Here is a 26,995-nt window from a genome sequence, read left to right on the forward strand (position 1 = left end):
GACTCGGCTCCCCCACGCCAGGTCATCGGAAGGCCGACCGCGGCCGGTTCCTTTCCTCCGAGGGAAGGTTGCGCCACGATAACGATCCCGCAGCGGGACATCTCGCAATTCATCTACCCGTAACACGCCAGGCGCCTTCGTCACTCCGGCGAAACAACGAGGGGCAACGACCGAAACCGCGCTGCGCCAATCTCATGGCGCATAACCGGCCCACCCCCCGCTTGACCGGACCGCTCACGCTCCGACCCGCACGGGGCCGTACAACCGACGAGGAGACGCCGATGGCATCAGCCGCCATCACGCTTGCCGCGGAGGCACCCAAGCTGTCCTCCGCGAACACGGGCTTCATGCTCATCTGCTCCGCCCTGGTGCTGCTCATGACGCCGGGACTCGCCTTCTTCTACGGCGGCATGGTCCGCGTCAAGAGCACCCTGAACATGCTGATGATGAGCTTCATCAGCATCGGGATCGTCACCATCCTGTGGGTGCTCTACGGCTTCTCCCTGGCCTTCGGCTCCAGCAACGGCTTCATCGGCTTCAACTCCGACTGGCTGGGCCTGAGCAACATCGGCCTGACGGAGCTCTGGGACGGCTACACGATCCCGATCTTCGTCTTCATGGTCTTCCAGATGATGTTCGCGGTCATCACGCCGGCCCTGATAAGCGGCGCCATCGCGGACCGCGTCAAGTTCTCGGCCTGGGCGCTCTTCGTCGCCCTGTGGCTCACGGTCGTGTACGTCCCGGTCGCCCACTGGGTCTGGGGCGCCGACGGCTGGGCCTACAAGCTCGGTGTGATCGACTTCGCCGGTGGTACCGCGGTCCACATCAACGCCGGTGCCGGCGCCCTCGGCGTCATCCTGGTCATCGGCAAGCGCGTCGGCTTCAAGAAGGACCCGATGCGCCCGCACAGCCTCCCGCTGGTCATGCTCGGCGCCGGTCTGCTGTGGTTCGGCTGGTTCGGCTTCAACGCCGGCTCCTGGCTCGGCAACGACGACGGCGTCGGCGCGCTGATGTTCGTCAACACGCAGGTCGCCACCGCCGCCGCCATGCTCGCCTGGCTCGCCTACGAGAAGATCCGGCACGGCGCGTTCACCACCCTGGGCGCCGCCTCCGGCGCGGTCGCCGGTCTGGTCGCCATCACCCCGTCCGGTGGTGCGGTCTCCCCGCTCGGCGCGATCGCCGTCGGCGCCATCGCCGGTGTCGCCTGCGCCGCCGCCGTCGGACTGAAGTTCAAGTTCGGCTACGACGACTCCCTGGACGTCGTCGGCGTCCACATGGTCGGCGGCATCATCGGCTCCCTGCTCATCGGCTTCTTCGCCACCGGCAAGGGCCAGTCCACCGCGACCGGCGTCTTCTACGGCGACCACTCCTTCACCCAGCTGTGGAAGCAGTTCGCCGGTGTCGGCGCGGTCCTCGCCTACTCCCTGGTCGCCTCGGCGGTCCTCGCCTTCCTCCTCGACAAGACCATCGGTATGCGGGTCAGCGAGGACGAAGAGGTCTCCGGCATCGACCAGGCCGAGCACGCCGAGACTGCATACGACTTCAGCGGCGCGGGTGGCGGTGTCGTCAGCACCGTCTCCGGAGGGTCGCTGGCCGGCACGAGCAAGAAGGTGGACGCATGAAGCTCATCACCGCCGTCGTGAAGCCCCACCGGCTCGACGAGATCAAGGAGGCCCTGCAGGCCTTCGGCGTCCAGGGCCTCACGGTCACCGAGGCCAGCGGCTACGGTCGGCAGCGCGGTCACACCGAGGTCTACCGTGGTGCCGAGTACACGGTCGACCTGGTGCCCAAGATCCGCATCGAGGTGCTGGCCGACGACGCCGACGCCGAGCAGCTGATCGACGTCGTCGTCAAGGCCGCCCGCACCGGCAAGATCGGTGACGGCAAGGTCTGGTCGGTCCCGGTCGAGACCGCCGTACGGGTCCGCACGGGCGAGCGCGGCCCGGACGCGCTGTAGAACAGAACCATCTGCATACAGGCAGGAGTCGCTGGGTGACGGGTACGGAAGTTCGGAACGACGCGGAGAACACGGGACCCAGCGGCTACGCGGCGGCCCGGCTGCGCCTCCTCACCGAGGGGGCGCGGTCCGGGCCGCCGCGCCGTACCGCCCTCGCCGAGCTGACCGACGAGTGGCTGACCGGCCTGTTCGCGGCGGCCACCGAAGGCATCAGAGGCGGTGTCTCCCTGGTCGCCGTCGGCGGCTACGGCCGCAGCGAGCTCTCCCCGCGCAGCGACCTCGACCTCCTGCTGCTGCACGACGGCGGCGACTCCGGCGCGGTCGCCGCGGTCGCCGACCGGCTCTGGTACCCCGTCTGGGACCTGGGCCTGGCCCTCGACCACTCCGTGCGCACCCCCGCCGAGGCCCGCAAGACCGCGGGCGAGGACCTCAAGGTCCAGCTCGGCCTGCTCGACGCCCGGCACATCGCCGGCGACCTCGGTCTCACCTCGGGACTGCGCACCGCGATCCTCGCCGACTGGCGCAACCAGGCGCCGAAACGTCTTCCCGAACTCCAGGAGCTGTGCGCCGAGCGCGCCGAACGCCAGGGCGAGCTGCAGTACCTCCTGGAACCCGACCTGAAGGAGGCCCGCGGCGGCCTCCGCGACGCCACCGCGCTGCGCGCCGTCGCCGCCTCCTGGCTGGCCGACGCCCCGCGCGAGGGCCTCGCCGACGCCCGCCGCCGCCTCCTCGACGTCCGCGACGCCCTGCACCTCACCACCGGCCGGGCCACCGACCGCCTGGCCCTCCAGGAGCAGGACCAGGTCGCCGCCGAACTGGACCTCCTCGACGCCGACACCCTGCTGCGCCAGGTCTACGAGTCCGCGCGCGTCATCTCGTACGCCAGCGATGTCACCTGGCGCGAAGTGGGGCGGGTGCTGCGCTCGCGCGCCGTCCGCCCGCGGCTGCGCGCCATGCTCGGCGGCGGCAAGCCGGTCCCCGAGCGCTCCCCGCTCGCCGAGGGCGTGGTGGAGCAGGACGGCGAGGTGGTGCTCGCCCGCGCCGCCCGCCCCGAACGCGACCCCGTGCTCCCGCTGCGCGCCGCGGCCGCCGCCGCCCAGGCCGGCCTCCCGCTCTCCCTGCACGCCGTACGGCGTATGGCCACCACCGCACGCCCCCTGCCCACGCCCTGGCCCGCCGAGGCCCGCGAGCAGCTGGTCACCCTGCTCGGCTCCGGCCGCCCCACCGTGGACGTCTGGGAGGCGCTGGAGGCCGAGGGCCTGATCACCCGCCTGCTCCCGGACTGGGAGCGGGTGCGCTGCCGGCCGCAGCGCAACGCCGTGCACATCTGGACCGTCGACCGGCACCTCATCGAGACCGCCGTCCGCGCCTCCGAGTTCACCCGCCGCGTGCACCGCCCCGACCTCCTCCTGGTGGCCGCCCTGCTGCACGACATCGGCAAGGGCTGGCCCGGCGACCACTCGGTGGCCGGCGAGATCATCGCCAAGGACGTGGCCGCCCGGATCGGCTTCGACCGCGCGGACGTGGCGGTCCTGTCGACACTCGTACGCCACCACCTCCTGCTCATCGAGACCGCCACCCGGCGCGACCTGGAGGACCCGGCCACGGTCCGGTTGGTCGCCGAGGCGGTCGGCACCCAGGGCACCCTGGAACTGCTGCACGCCCTCACCGAGGCCGACGCGCTGGCCACCGGACCGGCGGCCTGGTCCTCCTGGCGCGGCTCCCTCGTCGCCGACCTGGTGAAGCGGGTCTCGGCGGTCCTCGCCGGCGACGACACCACCGACGCTCCCGAGCCGGGCGCCCCCACGGCCGAGCAGGAGCGGCTGGCCATCGAGGCCTTCCGCACCGGCGGCCCGGTCCTCGCCCTGCGCGCCCAGACCGAGGCGACGGCGACCGAGGACGAGCCCTCCGGCGATCCCGAGCCGCTCGGCGTGGAGCTGCTCATCGCCGTACCGGACCAGCCGGGCGTCCTGCCGGCCGTCTCCGGCGTGCTGGCCATGCACCGGCTCACGGTCCGCACCGCCGAGCTGCGCGCCCTGGAACTGCCGAACGACGTCGACGACGGCACGGTCCTGCTGCTCGACTGGCGGGTCGCGGCCGAGTACGGCTCCCTGCCGCAGGCCGCCCGGCTCCGCGCCGACCTGGTGCGGGCCCTGGACGGCTCGCTCGACATCGCCGGCCGCCTCGCCGAACGGGACGCGGCCTACCCGAGGCGCCGGGGCTGGGTGGCCCCGCCGCCGCGCGTGACGGTGGCCTCCGCGGCCTCCCGGCACGCCACGGTGTTCGAGGTACGCGCCCAGGACGCCCCCGGCCTGCTCTTCCGCATCGGGCGGGCGCTGGAGGACGCGGAGGTACGGGTGCGCAGCGCCCATGTCAGCACGCTGGGCGCCAACGCCGTCGACGCCTTCTACGTGACCGGCACCGACCACGCGCCGCTGCCCGCCGAGGAGGCGGCCTCCGTGGCCCGCAAACTGGAGGAGACTCTCAGGGGCTGATCGCACGGTCGTGCACGGTGGGGACTACTTCCTTGCGCGGCCGGATACCCTGGAAGACGCTCACCGCCCCCGACTCCGAGGACCGACGCCGCCGTGTTCGACACTCTCTCCGACCGCCTTTCAGCGACCTTCAAGAATCTGCGCGGCAAAGGGCGTCTGAGCGAAGCCGACATCGACGCCACGGCCCGGGACATCCGCATCGCGCTCCTCGAAGCCGACGTGGCCCTCCCGGTCGTCCGCACGTTCATCAAGAACGTCAAGGAACGGGCCCTCGGCTCCGAGGTCTCCAAGGCGCTGAACCCGGCCCAGCAGGTCCTGAAGATCGTCAACGACGAGCTCGTCACGATCCTCGGCGGCGAGACCCGGCGGCTCCGCTTCGCCAAGCAGCCGCCCACCGTGATCATGCTGGCCGGTCTCCAGGGTGCCGGTAAGACCACCCTCGCGGGCAAGCTCGCCCACTGGCTCAAGGAGCAGGGCCACTCCCCGCTGCTCGTCGCCGCCGACCTCCAGCGCCCCAACGCCGTCAACCAGCTCAGCGTGGTCGCCGAGCGCGCCGGTGCCGCGGTCTACGCGCCCGAGCCGGGCAACGGCGTCGGCGACCCGGTCAAGGTCGCCAAGGACTCCATCGAGTTCGCGAAGGCCAAGGTCCACGACATCGTGATCGTGGACACCGCCGGCCGGCTCGGTATCGACCAGGAGCTGATGCAGCAGGCGGCCGACATCCGGGACGCCGTCTCGCCCGACGAGATCCTCTTCGTCGTCGACGCCATGATCGGCCAGGACGCCGTCACCACCGCCGAGGCCTTCCGCGACGGTGTCGGCTTCGACGGCGTGGTCCTCTCCAAGCTCGACGGTGACGCCCGCGGTGGTGCCGCGCTCTCCATCCGCCAGGTCACCGGCAAGCCGATCATGTTCGCGTCGAACGGCGAGAAGCTCGACGACTTCGACGCGTTCCACCCGGACCGGATGGCCTCCCGCATCCTCGACATGGGTGACCTGCTCACCCTGATCGAGCAGGCGGAGAAGACGTTCAGCCAGGAAGAGGCCCAGAAGATGGCCTCCAAGCTGGCGTCCAAGAAGGGCCAGGACTTCACCCTGGACGACTTCCTGGCCCAGATGGAACAGGTCAGGAAGATGGGCTCCATCTCGAAGCTCCTCGGGATGCTGCCGGGCATGGGCCAGATCAAGGACCAGATCAACAACCTGGACGAGCGGGACGTCGACCGCACCGCCGCGATCATCAAGTCGATGACCCCGGGCGAGCGCCAGGACCCGACGATCATCAACGGCTCCCGCCGCGCCCGTATCGCCAAGGGTTCCGGTGTCGAGGTCAGCGCGGTCAAGGGACTCGTCGAGCGGTTCTTCGAGGCCCGCAAGATGATGTCCCGCATGGCCCAGGGCGGCGGGATGCCGGGCATGCCGGGGATGCCGGGCATGGGCGGCGGCCCCGGCCGTACCAAGAAGCAGCCGAAGCAGGCCAAGGGCAAGCAGCGCTCCGGCAACCCGATGAAGCGCAAGCAGCAGGAGCTGGAGGAGGCCCAGCGCCGCGAGGCCGCGGCCCAGGGCGGCGCCTTCGGCCTGCCGCAGCAGGGCGCTCAGGACTTCGAGCTGCCGGACGAGTTCAAGAAGTTCATGGGCTGAGTTCACCTGTGCGGGTGCCGGGGGTTGGTCCGTGTCGTACGGTCCGCATATGACCAACCCCGCGCCGCCGCGCAAGTCACCCGACCAGCCCTGGCGTACCGAGGGGGCTCCCGAGGAGCCCCCGAAGCCGCCGAACGGCGGGCGTCGGATGCACGGTGGCTGGTGGCGGCTCATCGTCACGGCACTGGTCGTGTATCTGCTGGCCAACCTGGTGCTGTCCTACTTCGACGAGGCGAACGAGCCGACCGTCTCGTACACCGAGTTCAGCAAGCAGGTGGACGCGGGCAACGTCGAGAAGATCTACGCCAAGGGTGACTCGATCCAGGGCCAGCTCAAGAAGGAGCAGAAGAACCCCGAGGGCGGCGGGAACTACACCAAGTTCAACACCGAGCGCCCCTCGTTCGCCGGCGACGACCTCTGGACCAGCCTGACCAAGCACAACGTGACGGTCACCGCCGAGCCGGTCGTCCAGCACCGCAGCTTTCTCGCCAATCTGCTGATCTCACTGGCGCCGATCATCATCCTGGTCGCGGTGTGGGTCTTCATCGCCCGCCGGATGAGCGCCGGGCTCGGCGGCGCGGGCGGCATGCTGGGCCGCAAGGCGCCGCCCAAGCCGGTCGAACTGGAGCCCGGACAGCAGCGGACCACCTTCGAGGACGTGGCCGGCATCGACGAGGTCGAGGGCGAGCTCAACGACGTCGTCGACTTCCTGAAGAACCCCGACGCCTACCGGAAGATGGGCGCCAAGATGCCGCGCGGTGTGCTGCTCGCCGGCCCGCCCGGCACCGGCAAGACCCTGCTCGCGCGGGCCGTCGCCGGCGAGGCGGGGGTGCCGTTCTTCTCCGCCTCGGCCTCCGAGTTCATCGAGATGATCGTCGGCGTCGGCGCCTCACGCGTGCGGGAGCTGTTCGCCGAGGCCCGCAAGGTCGCCCCCTCCATCATCTTCATCGACGAGATCGACACCATCGGCCGGGCCCGCGGCGGCGGCGCCTCCATGGGCGGCCACGACGAGCGCGAACAGACCCTCAACCAGATCCTCACCGAGATGGACGGCTTCTCCGGCTCCGAGGGCGTCATCGTCATCGCGGCCACCAACCGCGCCGACATCCTCGACCCGGCGCTCACCCGCCCCGGCCGCTTCGACCGGGTCGTCCAGGTCTCGCCCCCCGACCGCACCGGCCGCGAGGCCATCCTCCAGATCCACACCCGCCAGATCCCGCTCGCCGAGGGCGTCGACCTCGCCCAGGTCGCCCGCACCACCCCCGGCATGACCGGCGCCGAACTGGCCAACCTCGCCAACGAGGCCGCCCTCCTCGCCGTCAAGCGCAAGCAGGACAAGGTCACCCAGTCCGACCTCTCGGAGGCCCTGGAGAAGGTCCAGCTCGGTGCCGAACGGCCCCTGGTCATGCCCGAGGAGGAACGGCGCAGGACCGCCTACCACGAGAGCGGGCACGCCCTGCTCGGCATGCTGCAGCCCGGCGCCGACCCGGTCCGCAAGATCACCATCGTGCCGCGCGGCCGCGCCCTCGGCGTCACACTCTCCACGCCGGACGCCGACAAGTACGCGTACACCGAGGAGTACCTGCGCGGCCGGATCATCGGCGCCCTCGGCGGCATGGCCGCCGAACAGGTCGTCTACGGCGTGATCACCACCGGCTCGGAGAGCGACCTGGAGCAGGTCACCGGCATCGCCCGCGGCATGGTCTCCCGCTGGGGCATGAGCGAGGAGGTCGGCCGCCTCTCCGCCCTCCCCAGCGACGCCCAGCAGGCCTACGGCCTCGCCGCCGCCCCCCAGACCCTCGACGCCATCGACACCGAGATGCGCCGGATCGTCGACGAGTGCTACGAGGAGGCCCGCCGCAAACTCCGCGACCACCGCGGCCAGCTGGACGCCCTCGCCCAGGCCCTCCTGGAGAACGAGACCCTGGAGGAGGCGGACGCCTACCGCATCGCGGGAATCACCCGCCTGACCAAGGACCTGGACGAGTCCTGACCGTCCAAACGCCTCAGCTGTAGCGCCCCGTAGGGGCGCGGGGAACTGCGCGACCAGCCACGACGGCGCCGCAGACGAACGACGGCGGTACCCCCCTCAAGGAGGCGGCCCCCTCAGCGGAGCGTCAGCGCACGCGCGCGACCAGGTACCGGAACACGTTCGGCATCCACACCGTGCCGTCCGGCCGCTGGTGCGGGTGGAGCGCCTCGGCCAGCTCCTTGCCGACCTGCTCCTGGTCGGTCGCCGCGATCGCCGCGTCGAACAGCCCCGTCGACAGCAGCCCCCGTACCGCGCTGTCCGCGTCGGCGTACCCGAACGGGCAGGAGACCCGCCCCGAACCGTCGATCCGCAGCCCCGCCCGCTCGGCGACCTCCTCCAGATCGTCCCGGCGGGCCGGACGCCACGTGTTCGTACTGCGCAAAGGATCGGCCAATTTCGCGGCCACCCGCAGCACGGACGAGGTCGCACAGCGCTCCGGCGGACCCCAGCCGACCAGCACCACGGCCGCCCCGTGCCGCGCCAGCGGCGTCGCCTCGGCGAGCAGGCCGGCGAGCCCCTCGGAGTCGCCGGCCAGGCAGCCGATCGGGTCGAAGGCGGTGATCAGGTCGTACGCCGGTGGCCGCGCGCCCGCCAGGTCCCCGGGCGTGCCCTCGACGATCCGGGCGGCGCCGCGCGAGCGGGCGCCCGGGGCCGGGTCGGGCAGCAGGCGCTCACGGGCGAGGGCGAGGCGTTCGGGGGAGGAGTCGACACCGGTGACCGCGGCCCCTCTGGTCGCCGCCATCAGCAGGGCGAGACCGGAACCGCAGCGCAGGCCGAGCAGCCGGGTGGCGGGGCCCACTTCGAGTCGCTCGTGGACGGTCTCGTAGAGCGGGACCAGCATCCGCTCCTGGATCTCGGACCAGTCACGCGCGCGTGCCCACAGGTTCACGCGGGGGGTCGAGTCCGCGTGAGACCGGTGCTGCCGCACGAGCGTAGGTGTCATAGGTAAGCGCCCCAATCCGCCGAGAGTTACGCACTGACCGATTCCGTGGCCCCCGTGCCGTGCGCTCGCACTTCCCACCTATGCCACATAACTCCGGGCTCGCGATGGCGTCCAGGGGTCGCGGGTCCCGGCTTGTGCGGGCGCTGTGACTGTGGCGAGATTTCACATCCCGGCAACGTGGGGCTCTACCATCGGACCCGTGACACGGCGGTTCTGGCCATGGTCGGCCGCCCCGGGGGACCGGCCCGGCGCCGGACGACGACGGGCTCCGGAGTAACGTCGGGGCCCTCGGCGACGCTGACCGGGGTAGCGTCCTCCGCCACGAGAGCGACCGAAACGCCTCTTGCGCCTCCGCCGACCACAGCCTCCCCGGCGTCCGGGCCGGGAGTACGCGTCGGGTCGTACGTCAGACTACGCACCGGCTTGGTACGAGCTGTGAGGCTTCTCCGCAGATCAGCGCACCCGTACTCGTCTCCACGCATCAGCGGCAACTGACGGGTACGTGCAAATTATTTGGGATGGCCCGGAATAGGAACACAGCGGCACCCCCGCTCGTTGTCATTACGTGAGCACGACACAGACACCACCTGTTCTCGCCGCAGAGCTGGCAGAGGCGTGGGCCGACATTCAGCGGTACCACCCCGAGCTGCCCGACCTTGCCGCGCCAGAGTCCCTGATCGGGGAGTCGTCGTCCGCGTGCGGTCACGAGCTCTCCTTCGAACGGCTGCTCCATGAGGCAGTCCACGGCATCGCCGCTTCCCGCGGAGTCCGCGACACCTCCCGGGCCGGCCGCTACCACAACCGCAGATTCCTCGCGATCGCCGAGGAGCTGGGCCTGGACCACCCCGACGAGCCGCATCCCAGCAGCGGCTTCTCGCTGGTCACGCTCAACCCCGAGGCCAAGCGCCGCTACCGCCCGACCATCGAGAGACTGCAGCGCGCTCTCAAGGCGCACACGGTGGCCACCTCCGCCGACACCTCGCGCACCTTCCGCGGCCCGGCCGCCCGCCACGGTTCGTCCGGCGGCGGCGTCCGGGTCAAGGCGGTGTGCGACTGCGGCCGCAACGTCCGGGTGGTCCCGTCGGTCCTGGCCCAGGCCCCCATCGTGTGCGGCGGCTGCGGCAAGCCGTTCCGCATCCCGGAGGTCGTCGGAGCGGCGTGACTCCGGCGGACGACTGCTCGTGGCAGCCGTAGCCATCGCCGCGCCGTGACGCCGGTCGGCGCACCCGACGTAACCACCTCCACGCCGGGTGCGCTTCCGGTGTGCCCTCGTACGGCCGCCGGACGGAGCGACCCGCAGGGTGTGGCACAATGGCTAGCTGTACTCGACAGCCGCACAGGACCCCTCTCTCCTCCGGCTGACGCGTCCATCGGGCACTCGGGTACCGCAACCCCACGCGGCAGTCTCGCCGTGCCCAACCACGTCAAAACCAGGAGAACCCACTCCCGTGGCAGTCAAGATCAAGCTGAAGCGTCTGGGCAAGATCCGTTCGCCTCACTACCGCATCGTCGTCGCCGACTCCCGCACCCGCCGTGACGGCCGTGCGATCGAGGAGATCGGCAAGTACCACCCGACCTACAACCCGTCGGTCATCGAGGTGGACGCCGAGCGCGCCGCTTACTGGCTCGGCGTCGGCGCCCAGCCGACCGAGCCCGTGCTCGCCATCCTGAAGAAGACCGGCGACTGGCAGAAGTTCAAGGGCGAGCCCGCCCCGGCTCCGCTGCTCGTGGCCGCTCCGAAGGCCACGCGTCCGTCGTTCGAGGCGCTCGGCGGTGACGACGAGGGCAAGGGTGAGGCGATCACCCAGAAGAAGAAGGCTGAGAAGAAGGACGAGGCCGCGGCTGAGTCCGAGTCGACCGAGGCCTGAGCAGCATGCTCGAAGAGGCGCTTGAGCACCTCGTGAAGGGCATCGTCGACAACCCCGACGATGTGCAGGTCGCCTCGCGCGACCTGCGCCGTGGACGCGTGCTGGAGGTCCGGGTGCACCCCGACGACCTCGGCAAGGTGATCGGCCGCAACGGCCGCACCGCGCGTGCCCTGCGCACCGTCGTGGGCGCCATCGGCGGTCGCGGAGTCCGCGTCGACCTCGTCGACGTCGACCACGTCCGCTGACGCTTATCGCAACCGGCTCGGGCCGGGGAGGGCCGTAACCGGCTGTCCCCGGCCCGCAGTCGTATGAGCAGGCAGAGCAGGCCGAGCAGGAGATGACAGGAGAACAGGCACAGTGCAGCTCGTAGTCGCACGGATCGGCCGCGCCCACGGCATCAAGGGCGAGGTCACCGTGGAGGTACGTACCGACGAACCGGAGCTCAGGCTCGGGCCGGGCGCCGTACTCGCCACCGATCCCGCCGGCGTGGGACCGCTCACCATCGAGACGGGCCGCGTGCACAGCGGCCGCCTGCTCCTGCGCTTCGAGGGCGTCAAGGACCGCACCGGCGCCGAGGCCCTGCGCAACACCCTCCTGATCGCCGAGATCGACCCGGAGGAACTGCCCGAGGGCGAGGACGAGTACTACGACCACCAGCTCATGGACCTGGACGTGGTCACCGTCGACGGCACCGAGGTCGGCCGGATCACCGAGATCTCGCACCTGCCGTCCCAGGACCTGTTCATCGTCGAGCGCCCCGACGGCAGCGAGGTGATGATCCCCTTCGTCGAGGAGATCGTCGTCGAGATCGACCTGGAGGAGCAGAAGGCGGTCGTCGCGCCCCCGCCCGGCCTGATCGACGACCAGGCGGAGATCGCTTCTTCTCGGGACGAGTCGTAATGCGCCTCGACGTCGTCACGATCTTCCCCGAGTACCTGGAACCGCTGAACGTCTCGCTGGTCGGCAAGGCACGCGCGCGTGGACAGCTCGACGTCCATGTGCACGACCTGCGCGAATGGACCTACGACCGGCACAACACCGTGGACGACACCCCGTACGGCGGTGGCCCCGGCATGGTCATGAAGACCGAGCCCTGGGGCGACGCCCTCGACTCCGCGCTCGCCGACGGCTACGAGACCGGCTCGCACGCCCCCGCGCTGATCGTCCCCACCCCCAGCGGCCGCTCCTTCACCCAGGAACTCGCGGTCGAGCTCTCCGAGCGGCCCTGGCTGATCTTCACACCGGCCCGCTACGAGGGCATCGACCGGCGGGTCATGGACGAGTACGCCACCCGGATGCCGGTGTACGAGGTGTCCATCGGCGACTACGTGCTCGCCGGCGGCGAGGCGGCCGTACTGGTGATCACGGAGGCCGTGGCGCGGCTGCTGCCCGGCGTCCTCGGCAACGCCGAGTCGCACCGGGACGACTCCTTCGCGCCCGGCGCGATGGCGAACCTCCTGGAGGGCCCCGTCTACACCAAGCCGCCCGTCTGGCGCGGCCGGGACATCCCCGAGGTGCTGGTCAGCGGCCACCACGGCAAGATCGCCCGCTGGCGCCGGGACGAGGCCCTGAAGCGGACCACCGCCCACCGGCCCGACCTGATCGAGCGCTGCGACCCCAAGGGCTTCGACAAGAAGGACCGCGAGATGCTCTCCATCCTGGGCTGGGCCCCGGACCCGGAGGGCGCCCCCCACGGCCGATTTTGGCGCAGGCCAGAGGGCGTGGAAGAATAGGTCGCTGTTGTGCGTCCGTCCGGCGTGCGCCCCTGCCGCAGGGGGACACGACGCCCGCCCCGACCCGCACGGCAGACCTCATGGAACACCTAGTTTCCGTTGATGACCTGTGGCATCAGCGAGGAAAGCAGACGAAATGTCTCACCTGCTCGACACCGTCGACTCCGCGTCGCTGCGCAGCGACGTCCCGGCCTTCCGCCCGGGTGACACCGTCAACGTCCACGTCCGCGTCATCGAGGGCAACCGCTCCCGTGTGCAGCAGTTCAAGGGCGTTGTGATCCGCCGCCAGGGCAGCGGTGTCCGCGAGACCTTCACGGTCCGCAAGGTCTCCTTCTCCGTCGGCGTCGAGCGCACCTTCCCGGTGCACACCCCGATCGTCGAGAAGATCGAGCTCGTCACCCGTGGTGACGTGCGTCGCGCCAAGCTCTACTACCTGCGCGACCTGCGCGGTAAGGCCGCGAAGATCAAGGAGAAGCGCGAGCGCTGATCTCGCGCGACGGGATTCTCATCGGGGCCGGATAGCATCGGGCCCCGATGGACACCGAAGCACAGCCGACGGAGCGCGACCGCTCCTCCTGCCCCGAACCAGGGGCTGTGGAGGGCCGGTCGCGTTTCGCGTTGCTGACCCGGGTCACCGACTGGCTGCCAGGCGGCCGGATCACCCTGACCCTCTTCACCTGCCTGGCGTTTTTGCTCGTCCTCAACACTTTCGTGGCGCAACCATTCCAGATTCCCAGCGGATCCATGGAACAGGGATTGAGGATCGGAGACCGCGTTCTCGTAAATAAGTTGGCGTACGGTTTCGGTGCCGAGCCGCGCCGCGGCGATGTCGTCGTGTTCGACGGAGCCGGGTATTTCGGGGACGCCGACTACATCAAACGCGTTGTCGGTGTGGGAGGAGACCATGTGGTCTGCTGCGACAAGAAGGGGAGGATCGAAGTGAACGGCCGGTCGGTCGACGAGACCGCGTTCCTCTATCCGGGGGACACCCCCTCCACGGTCCCCTTCGACGTCGTCGTCCCCGGCGGGAGGATCTTCGTCCTTGGTGACCATCGCAGCGACTCCAGCGACTCCCGCGACCACCTCGGCTCGCCCGGGGGCGGCATGATCCCCGTCAAGAAGGTCATCGGCCGGGCCGACTGGATCGTCTGGCCGTACGCGCACTGGACCCGCCTCACCCGTCCCGCCGCCTACGCGCGCGTGCCGGCGGCGGGAGCGGCCCATGGGTAACCGCGGCAAACCGCGCGGCGTGCCCACCGACGCCGTCTCCACCCTGCTGCCCACCGGGGCCCGGCGCGCCGCCAGCCCGTCCGGCGGCCGGAGCCGCGCGGAGCGGCGCCAGCTGCAGCGCAAGGTGAAGCGCAAGCGCCGGCGCGGCGCGATGCGGGAGGTACCGCTGCTGGTCGGGGTGGCCGTCCTGATAGCGCTCGTGCTGAAGACCTTCCTCGTCCAGGCCTTCGTGATCCCCTCGGGCTCCATGGAGCAGACGATCCGGATCGGCGACCGCGTCCTCGTCGACAAGTTCACCCCCTGGTTCGGGTGGCAGCCGCACCGCGGGGACGTCGTCGTCTTCCACGACCCGGGCGGCTGGCTGGCCGACGAGCAGACCACCAAGACGAACGACCCGGTTGGCGTCAAACAGGTCAAGGAAGGGCTCACCTTCATCGGGCTGCTGCCCTCCGCGAACGAGAAGGACCTCATCAAGCGGGTCATCGGGGTCGGCGGCGACCACGTCAAGTGCTGCGACTCGCAGGGCCGGGTGACCGTCAACGGCGTACCGCTGACCGAGGGCGCCTACCTGTATCCCGGGAACGCGCCGTCCACCCAGGAGTTCGACATCACCGTGCCGCAGGGCCGGCTCTGGGTGATGGGCGACCACCGGGGCAACTCGGCCGACTCCCGGGCGCACCAGGACACCGACTACGGCGGCACGGTCCCGGTGAGCAACGTGGTGGGCCGGGCCAAGTGGATCGGCTGGCCGTTCGGCCACTGGGCCTCGCTCGATGAACCTAAAACCTTCGCAAGCGTTTCTGACTCTGTGTCGGGGTCGACCGCGTCCCCCCAGGTGTCGCATAGGGTTGCCTCCGACGATCCGAACGGATACATCCAACTCCCGACCCCTGCGGAACTCCCGCTCGTTATGGGAGTGGTGGGCCTGCGCCGGGGATGGCGCGGGCGGCGGCACAGAGTAAGGAGCTGGCGTGGGGGATGTGGCGGTTGGCGCACGGTCGGGACACGACGGCGAGGAGCACAGCGGGCGCCCCGAGGAGAATGTCCCCAGCGCAGACAGCGGTCTGACCTCCGGGAATGACACCGGCGCGGCCAAGGACGGCGGTCCGGCGGACGTGCTGTCCTCCGGCGGCGCGGGCGGCGGCCGGGACGGGGAGCCGGGCGACTCGGCGGCGCCCGCGCCGAAGAAGCCCCGCTCCTTCTGGAAGGAGCTGCCGATCCTGATCGGTATCGCGCTGGTGCTGGCGCTGCTGATCAAGACGTTCCTGGTGCAGGCGTTCTCGATCCCCTCGGACTCGATGCAGAACACCCTCCAGCAGGGTGACCGCGTCCTGGTCGACAAGCTCACCCCGTGGTTCGGCTCCAAGCCGGAGCGGGGCGAGGTCGTGGTCTTCCACGACCCGGACGACTGGCTGGCGGGCGAGCCCACCGCCCAGCCGAACGCGGTCCAGACCTTCCTCAGCTGGATCGGCCTGATGCCGTCGGCCCAGGAGAAGGACCTCATCAAGCGGGTCATCGGCGTCGGCGGCGACACCGTCTCCTGCAAGGGCAGCGGCCCGCTCATGGTCAACGGCCATGCGCTGAACGAGCCTTATGTGTACCCGGGCAACACCCCGTGCAGCGTCGACGACCAGGGCGGCCAGTTCACGGTGAAGGTGCCCAAGGGCTACATCTGGGTGATGGGCGACCACCGCCAGAACTCCCGCGACTCGCGCTACAACCAGTCGGACAAGCACCACGGCATGGTCCCGGTGAAGGAGGTCGTCGGCCGCGCCATCGTCAAGGCCTGGCCGATCAACCGCTGGGGCACGCTGCCGGTCCCGGACACCTTCGACCAGTCCGGCATCAACACGCAGTCGTCCGCCGCCGCCTCCCTCTCGGTGGCCCCGCAGGGTGTGGCCGTCGCGGCCGTCCTGCCGGTCGCGGTGTGGCGCCGCCGGCGGGGCGAGCGGGTCGGGTCCAAGTTCGAGAAGCGGTAACCGGCACATGTGAAACCCTTGGGGAGCTTGTGACCAAGGGCGCCGGAGAAGGGCTGCCCCTGCCCGGTACCGCCGGGTAGGGTGCGGCCTCATGGGTGGCGAGAGCACGATACGTACGGCCCCGCGCAGCGGTGCGGGCACCAGCACGGGCACGGCGCAGACCGGCAGCAGGCTCGGACATCGGTTGTCCGGGATCGCCGTCGCGCTGGGCATCGTGCTGTTCCTCGGGGGATTCGCCTGGGGCGCGGTGGTGTACCGGCCGTACACCGTCCCCACCGGGTCGATGACGCCGACGATCAACGCCGGGGACCGGGTCCTCGCCCAGCGGATCGACGGCAGCGAGGTGCGCCGGGGTGACGTCGTCGTCTTCCACGACAAGAGCTGGGTCACCAACGCGGACGTCGTCAAGCGGGTGGTCGCGGTCGGCGGGGACACGGTCTCCTGCTGCACGGACGGCAAGCTGACGGTCAACGGCAAGCAGATCGACGAGCCGTATCTGCCGGCGGGCAGCCTCGCCGAGATCCAGGACTTCCCGTCGGTCACCGTGCCCAAGGGCCGGCTCTTCCTCCTCGGCGACGAGCGCCAGGGCTCCCTGGACTCCACCGCCCACCTCACGGACGCGGCGAAGGGCACGGTCGCCACCAGTGCCGTGACCGCCCGGGTGGACTCGATCGTCTGGCCGATGAAGGGCATGCTCAAGCGTCCGACCGGCTTCGAGACCCTGGGCAGCCTCTCCCGGCCGGGTCCGATCCGCACCATCGAGATCATGATCGTGGCCGGTGCCGTGCTGGTCCTCGCGGGCGCCGCGTACGGCCCGGTCGCGAACCTGCTGAGCCGTTCCCGCACCCGTGGCCGCACCGACCGTACGGAGCCCGCCGGTGCCCGCTGAGGCGCTGTCCGAGGGCGGCCTGCGCAAGGTGGCCCGGGTGGTCCTGCTCGACCCCGACGACCGCATCCTGCTCCTGCACGGCCACGAACCGGACGACCGGGCCGACGACTGGTGGTTCACGCCCGGCGGCGGACTGGAGGGCGACGAGACCCGTGAGCAGGCCGCGCTGCGGGAACTCGCGGAGGAGACCGGCATCACGGAGGTCGAACTCGGCCCGGTGCTGTGGCGGCGGATGTGCTCCTTCCCGTTCGCCGGCCGCCGCTGGGACCAGGACGAGTGGTACTACCTGGCCCGTACGACGCAGACGTCCGTCCGGGCCGACGGCCTGACCGAGCTGGAGCGGCGCAGCGTCGCCGGAGCACGCTGGTGGACGTGCCAGGAACTGACCCGGGCACATGAGACGGTGTATCCGACCAGACTCGCCGAGCTGTTCCGTAGGCTGCTCGACGAAGGTCCCCCCGTCGGACCCGTGACCCTTGACACGGAAATCGTCTAGGGGCGCGCGGGACTGGCGCACAATGGTGGGATCGCACGGCTGAAGGGGAACATGCCATGAGCGCCGAGGACCTCGAAAAGTACGAGACCGAGATGGAGCTGAAGCTCTACCGGGAGTACCGCGATGTCGTCGGTCTGTTCAAATACGTGATCGAGACCGAACGGCGCTTCTACCTCACCAACGACTACGAGATGCAGGTGCACTCGGTCCAGGGCGAGGTGTTCTTCGAGGTGTCCATGGCGGACGCCTGGGTCTGGGACATGTACCGGCCGGCCCGTTTCGTGAAGCAGGTCCGTGTCCTCACGTTCAAGGACGTGAATATCGAGGAGCTGAACAAGACCGACCTGGAGCTTCCGGGCGGCTGAGCCGGGGTGCGACCGGAGTCGTGGTCGGTCGCTCGTGCGGGTGACGGAGTTGTCCACAACCGCTGAGTAACTCACCAAGATCAACTTCTGGGTGGGGGATGCGTGACGGTTGGCGCCGGAGGTGGTGCCGACATGAACACGAATCGGGCACGCAGTGCACTCGGCAAGTACGGCGAGACGCTGGCCGCGCGGCGGCTGACGGAGGCCGGTCTGACGGTCCTGGAGCGCAACTGGCGCTGCGGCAGGACGGGCGAGATCGACATCGTGGCGCGGGACGGCGACGTCCTGGTCGTCTGCGAGGTCAAGACCCGGCGGGCGGGTGTCTTCGAGCACCCCATGGCCGCGGTCTCCCCGGAGAAGGCGGAGCGGCTGCGCGGCCTCGCCGAACACTGGATCCACGCCCACGGCGGGGCACCGCCGGGCGGCGTCCGCATCGACGTGGTCGGTGTGCTCCTGCCCCAGCGCGGCGCACCCGTCGTCGAGCACGTGCGGGGGGTGGCCTGAGATGGGCTTCGCGCGTACCTGCTCGGTGGCCCTGGTGGGCGTCGAGGGCGTGGTGGTCGAGGTCCAGGCCGACCTGGAACCCGGCGTCGCCGCGTTCACGCTGGTGGGGCTCCCGGACAAGAGCCTCACGGAGAGCAAGGACCGGGTCCGGGCGGCGGTCGTCAACTCGGGAGCGACCTGGCCTTCGAAGAAGCTGACGGTGGGGTTGAGTCCGGCGTCGGTGCCCAAGAGCGGCAGCGGCTTCGATCTGGCGGTCGCCGCGGCCGTCCTCGGGGCGGCCGAGCGGATCGATCCCCGGGTGCTCGCCGAGATCGTGATGATCGGAGAGCTGGGCCTGGACGGCCGGGTACGGCCGGTCCGGGGCATCCTGCCGGCCGTGCTGGCCGCCGCCGACGCCGGATACGAGCAGGTGGTCGTCCCGGAGAGCGCGGTGCCGGAGGCATCGCTGGTGCCCGGGGTGTCGGTGCTGGGCGTCCGCAGCCTGCGGCAGCTGATCGCGGTCCTCACCGACGAACCGGTGCCCGACGAGGAGCCCGTCCCCGGAGAGATCCGCCCCGACCCCTTCATCGCGGGGCTGGCCCTCCCCGGTATGGGACTCGGCACCGGCATGGTGACCGGCGAGCATGCGCCGGATCTGGCGGATGTCGCCGGGCAGCATGTGGCCCGGGCCGCCCTGGAGGTGGCCGCGGCCGGGCGGCATCACATCTTCTTCAAGGGCCCGCCCGGCGCCGGCAAGACCATGCTGGCCGAACGGCTGCCGGGACTGCTGCCCGAGCTGAGCCGGCAGGAGTCCCTGGAGGTCACGGCCGTCCACTCGGTGGCCGGGATGCTGCCGCCCGGTCATCCCCTCGTGGACAGGGCGCCCTACTGCGCCCCGCACCACTCGGCCACCATGGCCTCCCTGGTCGGCGGCGGAACCGGCCTGCCGCGCCCGGGAGCGGTGTCCCTGTCCCACCACGGTGTGCTCTTCCTCGACGAGGCCGCCGAATTCCACAGCAGCGTCCTGGACGCCCTGCGCCAGCCGCTGGAATCGGGGCACGTCGTGGTCGCCCGGGCCGCCGGGATACTGCGGATGCCCGCGAGGTTCCTCATGGTGGCCGCTTATGCGTTGACGGACGGTGTCCACCGGAAGGCAGGGGTCTTCCAGGGGGAGCGGGCACCGCGACGGGAAAATATTGACGCGAGCGCAATGAAATGACTATTGTTGCGGTGGGGGCAACGATTGTCTGGAGGTGGGCATGGCACGTCTGGGTGGCGTGAGCGAGGTGGCCGAACTGCTCGGCGTCAGTCGGCAGCGGCTGGGGATCTTGAGGAGCGGCGGTAGCTTCCCGGATCCGGTGGCGGATCTCGCGGTCGGGCCGATCTGGGACCTCGACGAGATAGCTGCGTGGATGAGTTCAGGACTCCGGCGGACGTCTGCGGGGCGCCCGTCTGCCGCCGAGTCGCAGAAGCTCCTCGGTGATCGTTTCGCGCTTGAGGATCAGATCGGCACGGGCGGCTTCGCCGACGTCTTCCGAGCTCTCGACCGCAAGACGGGCGATCTCGTTGCGGTGAAGGTGCTCCGGGACGTCGATAACATCGACACCGAGGAGGTGCACCGTTTCAAGCGGGAGCTGCGGTTCCAGACCGGCCTGTCGCATCAGAACGTGATCCCTGTACTTGCGCAGGGGGACTGCAGCGGTCGTGATGAGATCTGGTACGCGATGCCACTCGCGACCGGCAGCCTCTTGGACGTCATCGCCGAGTTCAAGGACAACCTTGCTGCGATCGCCGACGTGATGCGGCAGCTCTGCGCGGGACTGACGTACGTCCACAAGACCGGGATCCTCCACCGCGATCTGAAGCCCGCCAACATCCTTCGGACTGCCGCTGGAGGGTGGGCGATCAGCGACTTCGGTCTCGCCCGCGAGAGCGAGCTGATGAGCAAAGCCCTTACCTCCACCCTTCGGCAGGGCCTCGGCACCGGTGTCTACGCCGCCCCCGAACAGCTGATGCGTCCGAAGGACGCCGACGCCCGGGCGGACGTCTACTCACTGGGGAAGATCCTTCAGCACCTGCTGACCGGCGAACTGCCGATCTCCGACGACTCGATCAAGAACGGACCGCTCCGCCCGGTGATCCTTCGTGCGACCGCCCGGCACGACAAGCGGTATGAGACGCCGGCGAAGCTCATGGATGCGATCGAGCGCGCCCTTGAAGCGGACAAGATCACCTGGCGGTCACCGGAGGACGTCGCCAACACCTTCATGGCCAGGATGCAGACCCCGGGCGTCGACGCCATCGCCGTCGAGGAATTCGTCAGTTGGGCACAGCGCGTAGATCCAAAGGACGACGTGGCCCAGTACGAGGTCCAGCGAGTACTGACCGGCATGACGGCTGAGACCATCGCCTTCGCCTGGCAGAACGACAGCCCCGGCTTCCTCGCCGTCTACGAGAACTTCTGCTCCTACGTCAACCACCGTGACTTCCCGTTCACCTACTGTGACGTGCTCGCCGACTTCTGCCGACGGACGGTCCAGACGACCAACGACAACGAGATCCTGCGGCTGACCGTTGGCACGCTGCCCGAACTGGGCCGCTCACACAACCGCTGGCACGTCCAGGGCGTACTCGCCAACATCTTGCAGCCCATCCGCGACGCGGAAACCGCTCTCGTGGCTCTCGAAGCCCTCCAGGCTGCTGAAACTCACGACGTGACCTGGGCCATCAACGACTTCGTCCAGCGCTCACTGCACCCCCTCCTCAACGAGGGCATCAAGGTCATCAAGGCACGCGGCGTGAACCTCCTGGCATCCTGACAAAGAGGTTCTGGAGCGATATGTCGTGGTGGACAGTGTCCACTCGCGCCGAACATCGTTCTGCTCTACGTGAAGCAGGAACGAATCAAGTGGCGTATGGGCGTGACACGGCGCAGACGTCGGCTTCCTCGTGAACCTCGGCCCCTCCTGCAGGAGTTGCTGGAATCCTGCGACACGACGGAGATGGCTGCCTGGCTGGATGCCGAGGGGATCGCTGAGAACACGCCGTTCCTGATCGCGCCCGACGCCACATACGACGTCGAGATGAACGGTCACTGGACCTCGGCTCGGATGGCCGGCGCCTCTCGGCATACGCAGTGGGGCTCCGCGCGGGAGATGCGTACGTTCTGCGACTTCCTCTGGAACCACCGGCCGCCCGTCCTGACAGGGGCAGAGGGGACAGATTCCCAGGTAATCGTGCGGCCCCGCGGATGGCGCGATGCCACGGTTCGGGACCGGGAGGTCTACGAGTTCTGGCGGTGCGACGACCCGAAGGGATCGAGGCTGCTCGGCTCGTCCTGGAACCACGCGGTGACGATGGCCGACGGCTTCTACAAGTGGGCCTGCGGTCCTCGACGCAAGTACACGGACGAGAACCCCATCGAGCAACGTCCCCGCCGGCACCGGCAGGGTGAATCGAGCAGGCGTCGCCGCAAGGGCGGGGAGACGGAGGAAACAGCGGCGGACAAGCGGCCGAACGCCCGCCGCAAGAAGGTCGTCTGGCTGACCCCGGAGCAATACCGCACCTGGCGGGACATCGGGATCCGCGGCTACCTGCCGTCGGGGGTGAAGGACCCGGCTTTCCGGGGCAAGCGCACGGCCCGGAACGCCGCCTACAGCGATCTGATGGTCCGCACTGGGCTGCGGCTGGAGGAACAGTCGGCACTGACCTTGTTCGAACTGCCCGACCACGACGGGCTGAGCGCCTACTACCGGTTCTGGCTGCCGGAGGAGATCGCCAAGGGCGGGTCTGGCCGCGACATCTACGTCCCTGACGGCGGCCTGCGCTCGATCGTGGACTACGTCGAGATCGACCGGGCCGACGCGGTGGCCCGGGCCCAGGCCGCGGGCCGCTACGAGGTGGTCGAGGACAAGCTGATCGTGGAGCCGGGGACCGACCGGGTCCGCATGGGCGAGGAGTGGCACCAGGTCGCGGACCTGGACGCCGAGGAGAGGCTGCGGCTGTTCACCCGCACCGAGCACGGCTTGGAGCCGGCCGCACTCTGGCTCGCCGAGGATGGCATGCCGCTGACGCTCCACGCCTGGAAGTGGGTGTTCAGGGAGGCCAGCCGCCGCTGCCGTCGGCTCGGGGTGAAGATTCACTGCCATCCGCATGCCCTGCGGCACAGCTTCGCCGTGGTGACCTTGGAACAGCTTCAGCGAGCTCATCTGGAGTCGCTGGCGCAGATGGAACCTGCTCAGCGCCGTCATTACCGGATGATCTGGGGCGACCCGCTGGACTGGGTCCGCATCAGGCTCGGTCACGCGAGCTTGGAGACCACCCAGCAATACCTCCACACCCTGCGTGAACTGGAGATGGAGACCCGTCTGCTGCTGGTTCCCGACCTCTGGGAACACCCCGACCGGCAATACCTGGCGGAGATGGCCAAGGCCGTGGAGGCCGAGGAATGCCGCACGATCGAGGATGCCTGGAACGAGGACAGCTTCTTGGCGGAGGAGTGGGCATGACCGACGGCCCGGACACCCTGCTGCCAGCGCCAAGGACGGCGCCCGGTCGCGGTGCAGTCCAGCCGGACGACATCTACGAGCCGCCCCCCGTGGTCGAGGCTCTGGCCGCCGGCGGGATCGTCGTCCACTTCGCGGGCAAGGACCACCGCACGGCGGTGTTCTCCTTCGAGGGACTTCCCCTGCCCGAGCTCCACGAGGATCTGGCCCGCGCGTTCGCGGCACGCTTCGGCAAGAACCAGCTCAACACCGTCGCCAGCGCCAACGGCCAGTGGACCGTCATTCGGCGCCTGGTGCGGTTCCTGGGCTCCCTGCCCCGTCCGCCGCGGAACCTGTCCCGGCTGACGGGTGCCCAGCTCAAGCGCTACCGGATGCACGTCCAGGCGGGGATGAGCGACCGGTCGACGTTCGAGCACTTCAAGCTGGTGCACTCCCTGCTGCGGAAGATTCCCGCGCACCAGCTGCGGCCCGAGGTCCTGGATGCGATCTGGCAGGTCGAGCGGGTCGACCGGCGCAGGGTCCGGAGCAAGCCCGGCTACGACGACGCGACGTTCCACAAGATCGTGACCGCGGCCCGCAGCTCGGTCATCGACATCTACCAGCGCATCCGTGAAGGCGAGAGGCTGCTGGCCCGCTTCGAGAGCGATCCTACCCAGCTGACCTGGGAGGAACTCAACCGCGGGGCGGAACTCGCCGAGATCGCCCGCACCGGCCGCATCCCGCGCTTCCCGCAGCGCAGTGACAACTGGCGATCGGCGAACCTACCCAACAACGCGGCCCGGGTGCGGACTGCACGGCAGTTGTTCCTCACCCACGACGACATCATCCCGCTGGTCGTGTTCGGGGTCGCCGTCACCGGACGCAACGCGGAAACGATCAAGGAACTTCCCGTCGAGCATCGGCTCCTCGACGGACAGGCAGTCGCCCTGGAGATCGTCAAGCGCCGCCGCGGGGCCGATCGCTGGTTCGAGGAGGTGACCTGGGACGTCGGCCGCGAGAGCGACCGGCTCAAGACTGCGGGCGGCTACTACCTGTTCTGCGAACGGTTGACCCGCCGCGGCCGCCAGTCCAGTCGGTCACCACTGATCTGGTCGGTCTGGACGAACGGGACGATGAATGGCAAGGACCTCACCGGCGGCCACAAGAACCCCTTCGATATCCGACTCAACTTCACCTCCACCCTGACCGGTTGGGTCAAGACACGGCCCGAACTGCGTGACCTTCCGGATTTCGTCCTCGATCTGAACCGGCTCAAGACCACGCTGGACCGGATCAACACCCGGGCCGCGGGTGGACACCTGCCGTCCTCGACCCGTTCGAACACCCAGGACGTCCTCTTCCGCAACTACCTTGCCGGCGACCCGGACGTCCAGGACTGGGCCGGGGACGTGGTCACCGAAGCCCTGGAGGACGCCGAGGACGCTGCCCGCACTGCCTACCGGCAGGCCCGCAAAGCGACCGGTGAGCTGAAGGTCCTCACCGGCCCGGTCGACGAAGCTCGCCGGCACGCGGGCACCGCCGCTGCCGACATCGGCCTGGACGAGGACACGGTCCGCGAGGTCCTCGACGGCGACAGGGACACCGCGTTCGCGGCCTGCACCAAGACCACCGATGACTGCCGCGATTCGTTCCTGACCTGCTTCGCCTGCCGCAACGCGGTCTCCACTGCTAGCCACCTGCCCGCTCAGCTCGCCCTCCTCGACGAACTCGCTGACCTCTGGGAGGGCACCGACCGCGAGACATGGTGGCGCCGCTTCGGACAGGCCTGGCTGGCCATCAACGAGGACATCCTGCCCCGGTTCACTCCGCAGGAGCGGGCCGCCGCCGAGGCGGCCAAACCCCCAGACCGGGTTCTTGCTCTCCTCGACGGCCCCGGCGAGGAGGACACCACATGGGTCTGACCCAACGTGCCCTGCCCGACACACCCGTCGGCCCGGACGCCTTCGTCCTGGGAAGGCGTCGCCTTCGCTCCGGCTTCCGCCGCAGCGACACCTCGCGCTTCTGCGACGACGTCTGGCGGCTGGCACCGGTGCTGCACCAGCGTCAGCAGGCCTCGCTGATCCTGAACTTCCCGGCCATCCCGGCCCGCTTCCGGCCCGCGGTCAAAGTGCTGTTCTACGCCCTGTTGAACAACAAGCCCCCGGCCGGGGAACGGCAGCTGGGGGTGGTGACCATCCACGGCTACTTCCAGGCCTTCAAGGAATTCCTCGACTGGCTGGACCCGCAGCACCACGACCGCTTCTCCTCCCTCACCCCCGTGGACCTCTGCCAGTTCCAGAAACACCTGCTGGCTACGGTCTCCTCAGCCAAACAGCGGGCCAACCATCGTCGCTCCGTCCGCCTGCTCTGGACCTGGCGGGAACACCTCGCAGACGATCACATCCCTGTCGATCCGGATCGGCTGGAGGACGACTGGAACGAGGACAACTCCCGCGCGCGCAGGCGGGAGAACGCCAACCCGCGCATCCCCGAACAGGTCATCAGCCCTCTGGTGGTCTGGTCGCTCAGGTTCGTCGATGACTTCGCCGACGACATCCTCGCCGCCCAGGACGAATGGCTTGCCCTGCAGAAGAAGACCCGCCGTGACTCGCACAGCGGCCATGGCGCCCGCCGTCGGCTTGCCGCTCTCATGCGGCGATACCAGGCAGACCGGCGACCGCTGCCCGGCGGCACCGAGGGGCAGCACGGGATCAACATTCGCCATCTGGCCCGTGAGGTCGACTGCGACCGGCAGTCGCTGATGGCCCCTGCTTCCTGGGGGCTGATCGAACAGGCCCGCGAGGACGTCGGCGTCGACGACTCGACCTACCTGCGGACCGAGATCCGCGGTCTGCTCGACGGCGAGCCCTGGCTGAAGCGGATCTCCTACGACGAGGACCTGGTCGTCCTCGTCCGTATCCTGACCGCAGCCGCCTACACCCTCATCGCCTACCTCTCCGGCATGAGAGACAGCGAGGTCAAGCACATCCGCCGCGGCTGCCTGACCACTGACGCGGACCGAACCGGCAAGATCACCCGCCGCAAGATCATCAGCATGGCCTTCAAGGGCGAGGGCACCCCGCTCGGAGTCGAGGCCACCTGGGTCGTCGGCCGTCCCGTCGCCAGGGCCGTCGAAGTCCTCGATCGGCTTCAGCCCAAGCGGCAGCGCTGGCTGTTCGCGGTCCCGCCCAGCTCCCATTCCCACAAGGCGCCCCGCACCACCGAGGCGAAGACGACCAAGGCCACCAACAATGACCTCAACCTGATGGTCACCTGGATCAACGACTACTGCCGCCAGCACGGCCGCACCGACCACATTCCCGACGTCAGCAGACGTCCCTGGCGGCTCAGCACGGCCCAGTTCCGCCGGACCCTGGCCTGGTTCATCGGCCGCCGCCCCGGCGGCAGCATCGCCGGCGCCATCCAATACCGCCATCTCAGCATCCAGATGTTCGAGGGATATGCCGGCACCTCCAAGTCCGGGTTCCGAGCCGAAGCCCAGCAGGAGGCATTGCTGGCCCGAGGCGAAGGGCTCTCTCTGATGGTCGACCGCCACGAGCACGAACGTCTCCGCGGCCCCTCCGCCGACGAAGCCCGCGTCCGCCTGGACAAGTTCGGCGACCGCGTCCGCTTCCTCGGCAAGACGCCCGACGACAACCAGATGAAGAAGCTCATGGAACGAAACGACCCCCGGATCTATCCCGGCCGATTCGTCACCTGCACCGACAACCCCAACCGCCGGCTCTGCCGCCTGCCCGGAGAGAAGGACATGAACCCCGACCCTGGCCAGTGCAAGCCCCTGACCTGCCGCAACGTCGCCTTGACCGACTCCAACGCCCAGGCATGGCTCCAGCGCCTGGCCGAACTGGACGCACGACTCCAAGCCTCGGACGCGCTGGCACCGCGCGTTCGTGTCCGCCTCGAAGAAGACCGCGCTGAAATCCAGGCCTTCCTCACCCGGGCTGGTGTCCTCGAACCCGCGGACGCCTCGACATGAGGAAACACACGCTGACCACCGCGACGGTCGCCGAGGCCGTCGAAGGCATTCTGGCCCAGGCCGCCCGGAACGGGAAAGCCGCCACCGTCACCGCTCTTGCGAACAGGCTCGGCGTCCAACGTCAGACCCTCTACCGCGACTTCGGCCCCGCCGTCACCGATTTCCTGTCACGGGACGCAGCACGACGCATCCGACAACCGCAACCACGCAGGGAGCTCACCGACCGAGAGACCATCGCCCGACTCCGCCGAGAGAAGGATGAGCTCACCCGCCACGTCCACATCTACGAGGACTACATCCGGCTGCTGACCATCGAGAACAGGAAGATGCGGAACGAGCTGGCCGCGTTCAGCGGCGTCGTCCGACTCTCTGACTACCGCTCCCACGAATGATCGACCAGCCG

24 protein-coding genes and 1 pseudogene are annotated in these 26,995 nt (G+C 69.6%); 24 read left to right on the forward strand and 1 reads right to left on the reverse strand.

Going from position 1 to position 26,995, the window contains the following annotated elements:
* Window positions 1-281 precede the first annotated feature (281 nt).
* The 5 genes from ACIPSJ_RS15265 to ftsH all read left to right on the forward strand — a co-directional run bounded on the left by ACIPSJ_RS15265 (window position 282) and on the right by ftsH (window position 8,086).
* A complete protein-coding gene (locus ACIPSJ_RS15265) occupies window positions 282-1,622 on the forward strand; it encodes an ammonium transporter (protein WP_359215888.1) in 1,341 nt (446 codons plus the stop codon).
* A complete protein-coding gene (locus ACIPSJ_RS15270) occupies window positions 1,619-1,957 on the forward strand; it encodes a P-II family nitrogen regulator (protein WP_355726789.1) in 339 nt (112 codons plus the stop codon). The genes ACIPSJ_RS15265 and ACIPSJ_RS15270 overlap by 4 nt, the downstream gene beginning before the upstream one ends.
* A gap of 35 nt (window positions 1,958-1,992) precedes the next feature.
* Window positions 1,993-4,452: a [protein-PII] uridylyltransferase gene (locus ACIPSJ_RS15275; protein ID WP_401346019.1), complete on the forward strand. Its 2,460-nt coding sequence runs from the start codon at window positions 1,993-1,995 to the stop codon at window positions 4,450-4,452.
* A gap of 93 nt (window positions 4,453-4,545) precedes the next feature.
* Window positions 4,546-6,093: a signal recognition particle protein gene (gene ffh / locus ACIPSJ_RS15280; RefSeq protein ID WP_355726792.1), complete on the forward strand. Its 1,548-nt coding sequence runs from the start codon at window positions 4,546-4,548 to the stop codon at window positions 6,091-6,093.
* A 49-nt stretch (window positions 6,094-6,142) separates the two neighbouring features.
* Window positions 6,143-8,086 carry an ATP-dependent zinc metalloprotease FtsH gene (gene ftsH, locus ACIPSJ_RS15285; RefSeq protein ID WP_401346022.1) on the forward strand — a complete coding sequence of 648 codons (1,944 nt, stop codon included), beginning with the start codon at window positions 6,143-6,145 and terminating at the stop codon, window positions 8,084-8,086.
* 124 nt (window positions 8,087-8,210) lie between these two features.
* Here ftsH and ACIPSJ_RS15290 read toward each other — a convergent pair whose 3' ends face one another.
* Window positions 8,211-9,068, reverse strand: a complete 858-nt coding sequence (locus ACIPSJ_RS15290; protein ID WP_359215899.1) for a methyltransferase domain-containing protein — start codon at window positions 9,066-9,068, stop codon at window positions 8,211-8,213.
* A gap of 565 nt (window positions 9,069-9,633) precedes the next feature.
* Between ACIPSJ_RS15290 and ACIPSJ_RS15295 the strand changes: the two genes are divergently transcribed.
* The 19 genes and pseudogenes from ACIPSJ_RS15295 to ACIPSJ_RS15385 all read left to right on the forward strand — a co-directional run bounded on the left by ACIPSJ_RS15295 (window position 9,634) and on the right by ACIPSJ_RS15385 (window position 26,984).
* A complete protein-coding gene (locus ACIPSJ_RS15295; RefSeq protein WP_093498845.1) occupies window positions 9,634-10,230 on the forward strand; it encodes a hypothetical protein in 597 nt (198 codons plus the stop codon).
* 286 nt (window positions 10,231-10,516) lie between these two features.
* Entirely contained in the window at window positions 10,517-10,936 is a 420-nt protein-coding gene (gene rpsP / locus ACIPSJ_RS15300; RefSeq protein ID WP_123973851.1) for a 30S ribosomal protein S16, read from the forward strand.
* A gap of 5 nt (window positions 10,937-10,941) precedes the next feature.
* Entirely contained in the window at window positions 10,942-11,181 is a 240-nt protein-coding gene (locus tag ACIPSJ_RS15305; RefSeq protein ID WP_005479813.1) for an RNA-binding protein, read from the forward strand.
* Between the two features lie 112 nt (window positions 11,182-11,293).
* Window positions 11,294-11,836: a ribosome maturation factor RimM gene (gene rimM, locus ACIPSJ_RS15310; RefSeq protein WP_359215903.1), complete on the forward strand. Its 543-nt coding sequence runs from the start codon at window positions 11,294-11,296 to the stop codon at window positions 11,834-11,836.
* Window positions 11,836-12,669 carry a tRNA (guanosine(37)-N1)-methyltransferase TrmD gene (gene trmD / locus ACIPSJ_RS15315; protein WP_355726802.1) on the forward strand — a complete coding sequence of 278 codons (834 nt, stop codon included), beginning with the start codon at window positions 11,836-11,838 and terminating at the stop codon, window positions 12,667-12,669. Before rimM ends, trmD begins: the two co-directional genes overlap by 1 nt.
* Before the next feature lie 136 nt (window positions 12,670-12,805).
* The gene (gene rplS, locus ACIPSJ_RS15320; RefSeq protein WP_123973848.1) at window positions 12,806-13,156 is read left to right on the forward strand and encodes a 50S ribosomal protein L19; all 351 of its coding nucleotides are present in this window, start codon (window positions 12,806-12,808) and stop codon (window positions 13,154-13,156) included.
* A gap of 47 nt (window positions 13,157-13,203) precedes the next feature.
* Window positions 13,204-13,899, forward strand: coding sequence for a signal peptidase I (gene lepB / locus ACIPSJ_RS15325; RefSeq protein ID WP_355726804.1), 696 nt, complete (start codon window positions 13,204-13,206; stop codon window positions 13,897-13,899).
* Window positions 13,892-14,980: a signal peptidase I gene (gene lepB, locus ACIPSJ_RS15330; RefSeq protein WP_359215913.1), complete on the forward strand. Its 1,089-nt coding sequence runs from the start codon at window positions 13,892-13,894 to the stop codon at window positions 14,978-14,980. Before lepB (ACIPSJ_RS15325) ends, lepB (ACIPSJ_RS15330) begins: the two co-directional genes overlap by 8 nt.
* A complete protein-coding gene (lepB, locus tag ACIPSJ_RS15335; RefSeq protein ID WP_355726807.1) occupies window positions 14,871-15,878 on the forward strand; it encodes a signal peptidase I in 1,008 nt (335 codons plus the stop codon). Before lepB (ACIPSJ_RS15330) ends, lepB (ACIPSJ_RS15335) begins: the two co-directional genes overlap by 110 nt.
* Window positions 15,879-15,969: 91 nt before the next feature.
* Window positions 15,970-16,767: a signal peptidase I gene (gene lepB / locus ACIPSJ_RS15340; protein ID WP_401346026.1), complete on the forward strand. Its 798-nt coding sequence runs from the start codon at window positions 15,970-15,972 to the stop codon at window positions 16,765-16,767.
* On the forward strand, window positions 16,757-17,263 hold the full coding sequence (locus ACIPSJ_RS15345) for an NUDIX hydrolase (RefSeq protein WP_359215919.1): 507 nt from the start codon (window positions 16,757-16,759) through the stop codon (window positions 17,261-17,263). Before lepB (ACIPSJ_RS15340) ends, ACIPSJ_RS15345 begins: the two co-directional genes overlap by 11 nt.
* A 56-nt stretch (window positions 17,264-17,319) precedes the next feature.
* Window positions 17,320-17,628 carry a DUF2469 domain-containing protein gene (locus ACIPSJ_RS15350; protein ID WP_008745401.1) on the forward strand — a complete coding sequence of 103 codons (309 nt, stop codon included), beginning with the start codon at window positions 17,320-17,322 and terminating at the stop codon, window positions 17,626-17,628.
* Between the two features lie 132 nt (window positions 17,629-17,760).
* A complete protein-coding gene (locus ACIPSJ_RS15355; protein ID WP_355726813.1) occupies window positions 17,761-18,132 on the forward strand; it encodes a YraN family protein in 372 nt (123 codons plus the stop codon).
* A 1-nt stretch (window position 18,133) separates the two neighbouring features.
* Window positions 18,134-19,234: pseudogene (locus ACIPSJ_RS15360) on the forward strand (YifB family Mg chelatase-like AAA ATPase); the annotation flags it as partial.
* A 136-nt stretch (window positions 19,235-19,370) separates the two neighbouring features.
* On the forward strand, window positions 19,371-20,930 hold the full coding sequence (locus ACIPSJ_RS15365; protein ID WP_401346031.1) for a serine/threonine-protein kinase: 1,560 nt from the start codon (window positions 19,371-19,373) through the stop codon (window positions 20,928-20,930).
* A 417-nt stretch (window positions 20,931-21,347) separates the two neighbouring features.
* On the forward strand, window positions 21,348-22,619 hold the full coding sequence (locus ACIPSJ_RS15370) for an integrase (RefSeq protein ID WP_401346032.1): 1,272 nt from the start codon (window positions 21,348-21,350) through the stop codon (window positions 22,617-22,619).
* Window positions 22,616-24,517 (forward strand): hypothetical protein, encoded by a 1,902-nt coding sequence (locus tag ACIPSJ_RS15375; protein ID WP_401346033.1) that lies wholly within the window; start codon window positions 22,616-22,618, stop codon window positions 24,515-24,517. The genes ACIPSJ_RS15370 and ACIPSJ_RS15375 overlap by 4 nt, the downstream gene beginning before the upstream one ends.
* Window positions 24,508-26,592: a hypothetical protein gene (locus ACIPSJ_RS15380; RefSeq protein ID WP_401346035.1), complete on the forward strand. Its 2,085-nt coding sequence runs from the start codon at window positions 24,508-24,510 to the stop codon at window positions 26,590-26,592. Before ACIPSJ_RS15375 ends, ACIPSJ_RS15380 begins: the two co-directional genes overlap by 10 nt.
* A complete protein-coding gene (locus ACIPSJ_RS15385; RefSeq protein WP_401346036.1) occupies window positions 26,589-26,984 on the forward strand; it encodes a hypothetical protein in 396 nt (131 codons plus the stop codon). The genes ACIPSJ_RS15380 and ACIPSJ_RS15385 overlap by 4 nt, the downstream gene beginning before the upstream one ends.
* The last annotated feature ends 11 nt before the right edge of the window (window positions 26,985-26,995 follow it).

The sequence above is a fragment of the Streptomyces sp. NPDC090088 genome (genome assembly GCF_044747345.1).
In the GTDB taxonomy this organism is placed as follows: Bacteria; Actinomycetota; Actinomycetes; order Streptomycetales; family Streptomycetaceae; genus Streptomyces.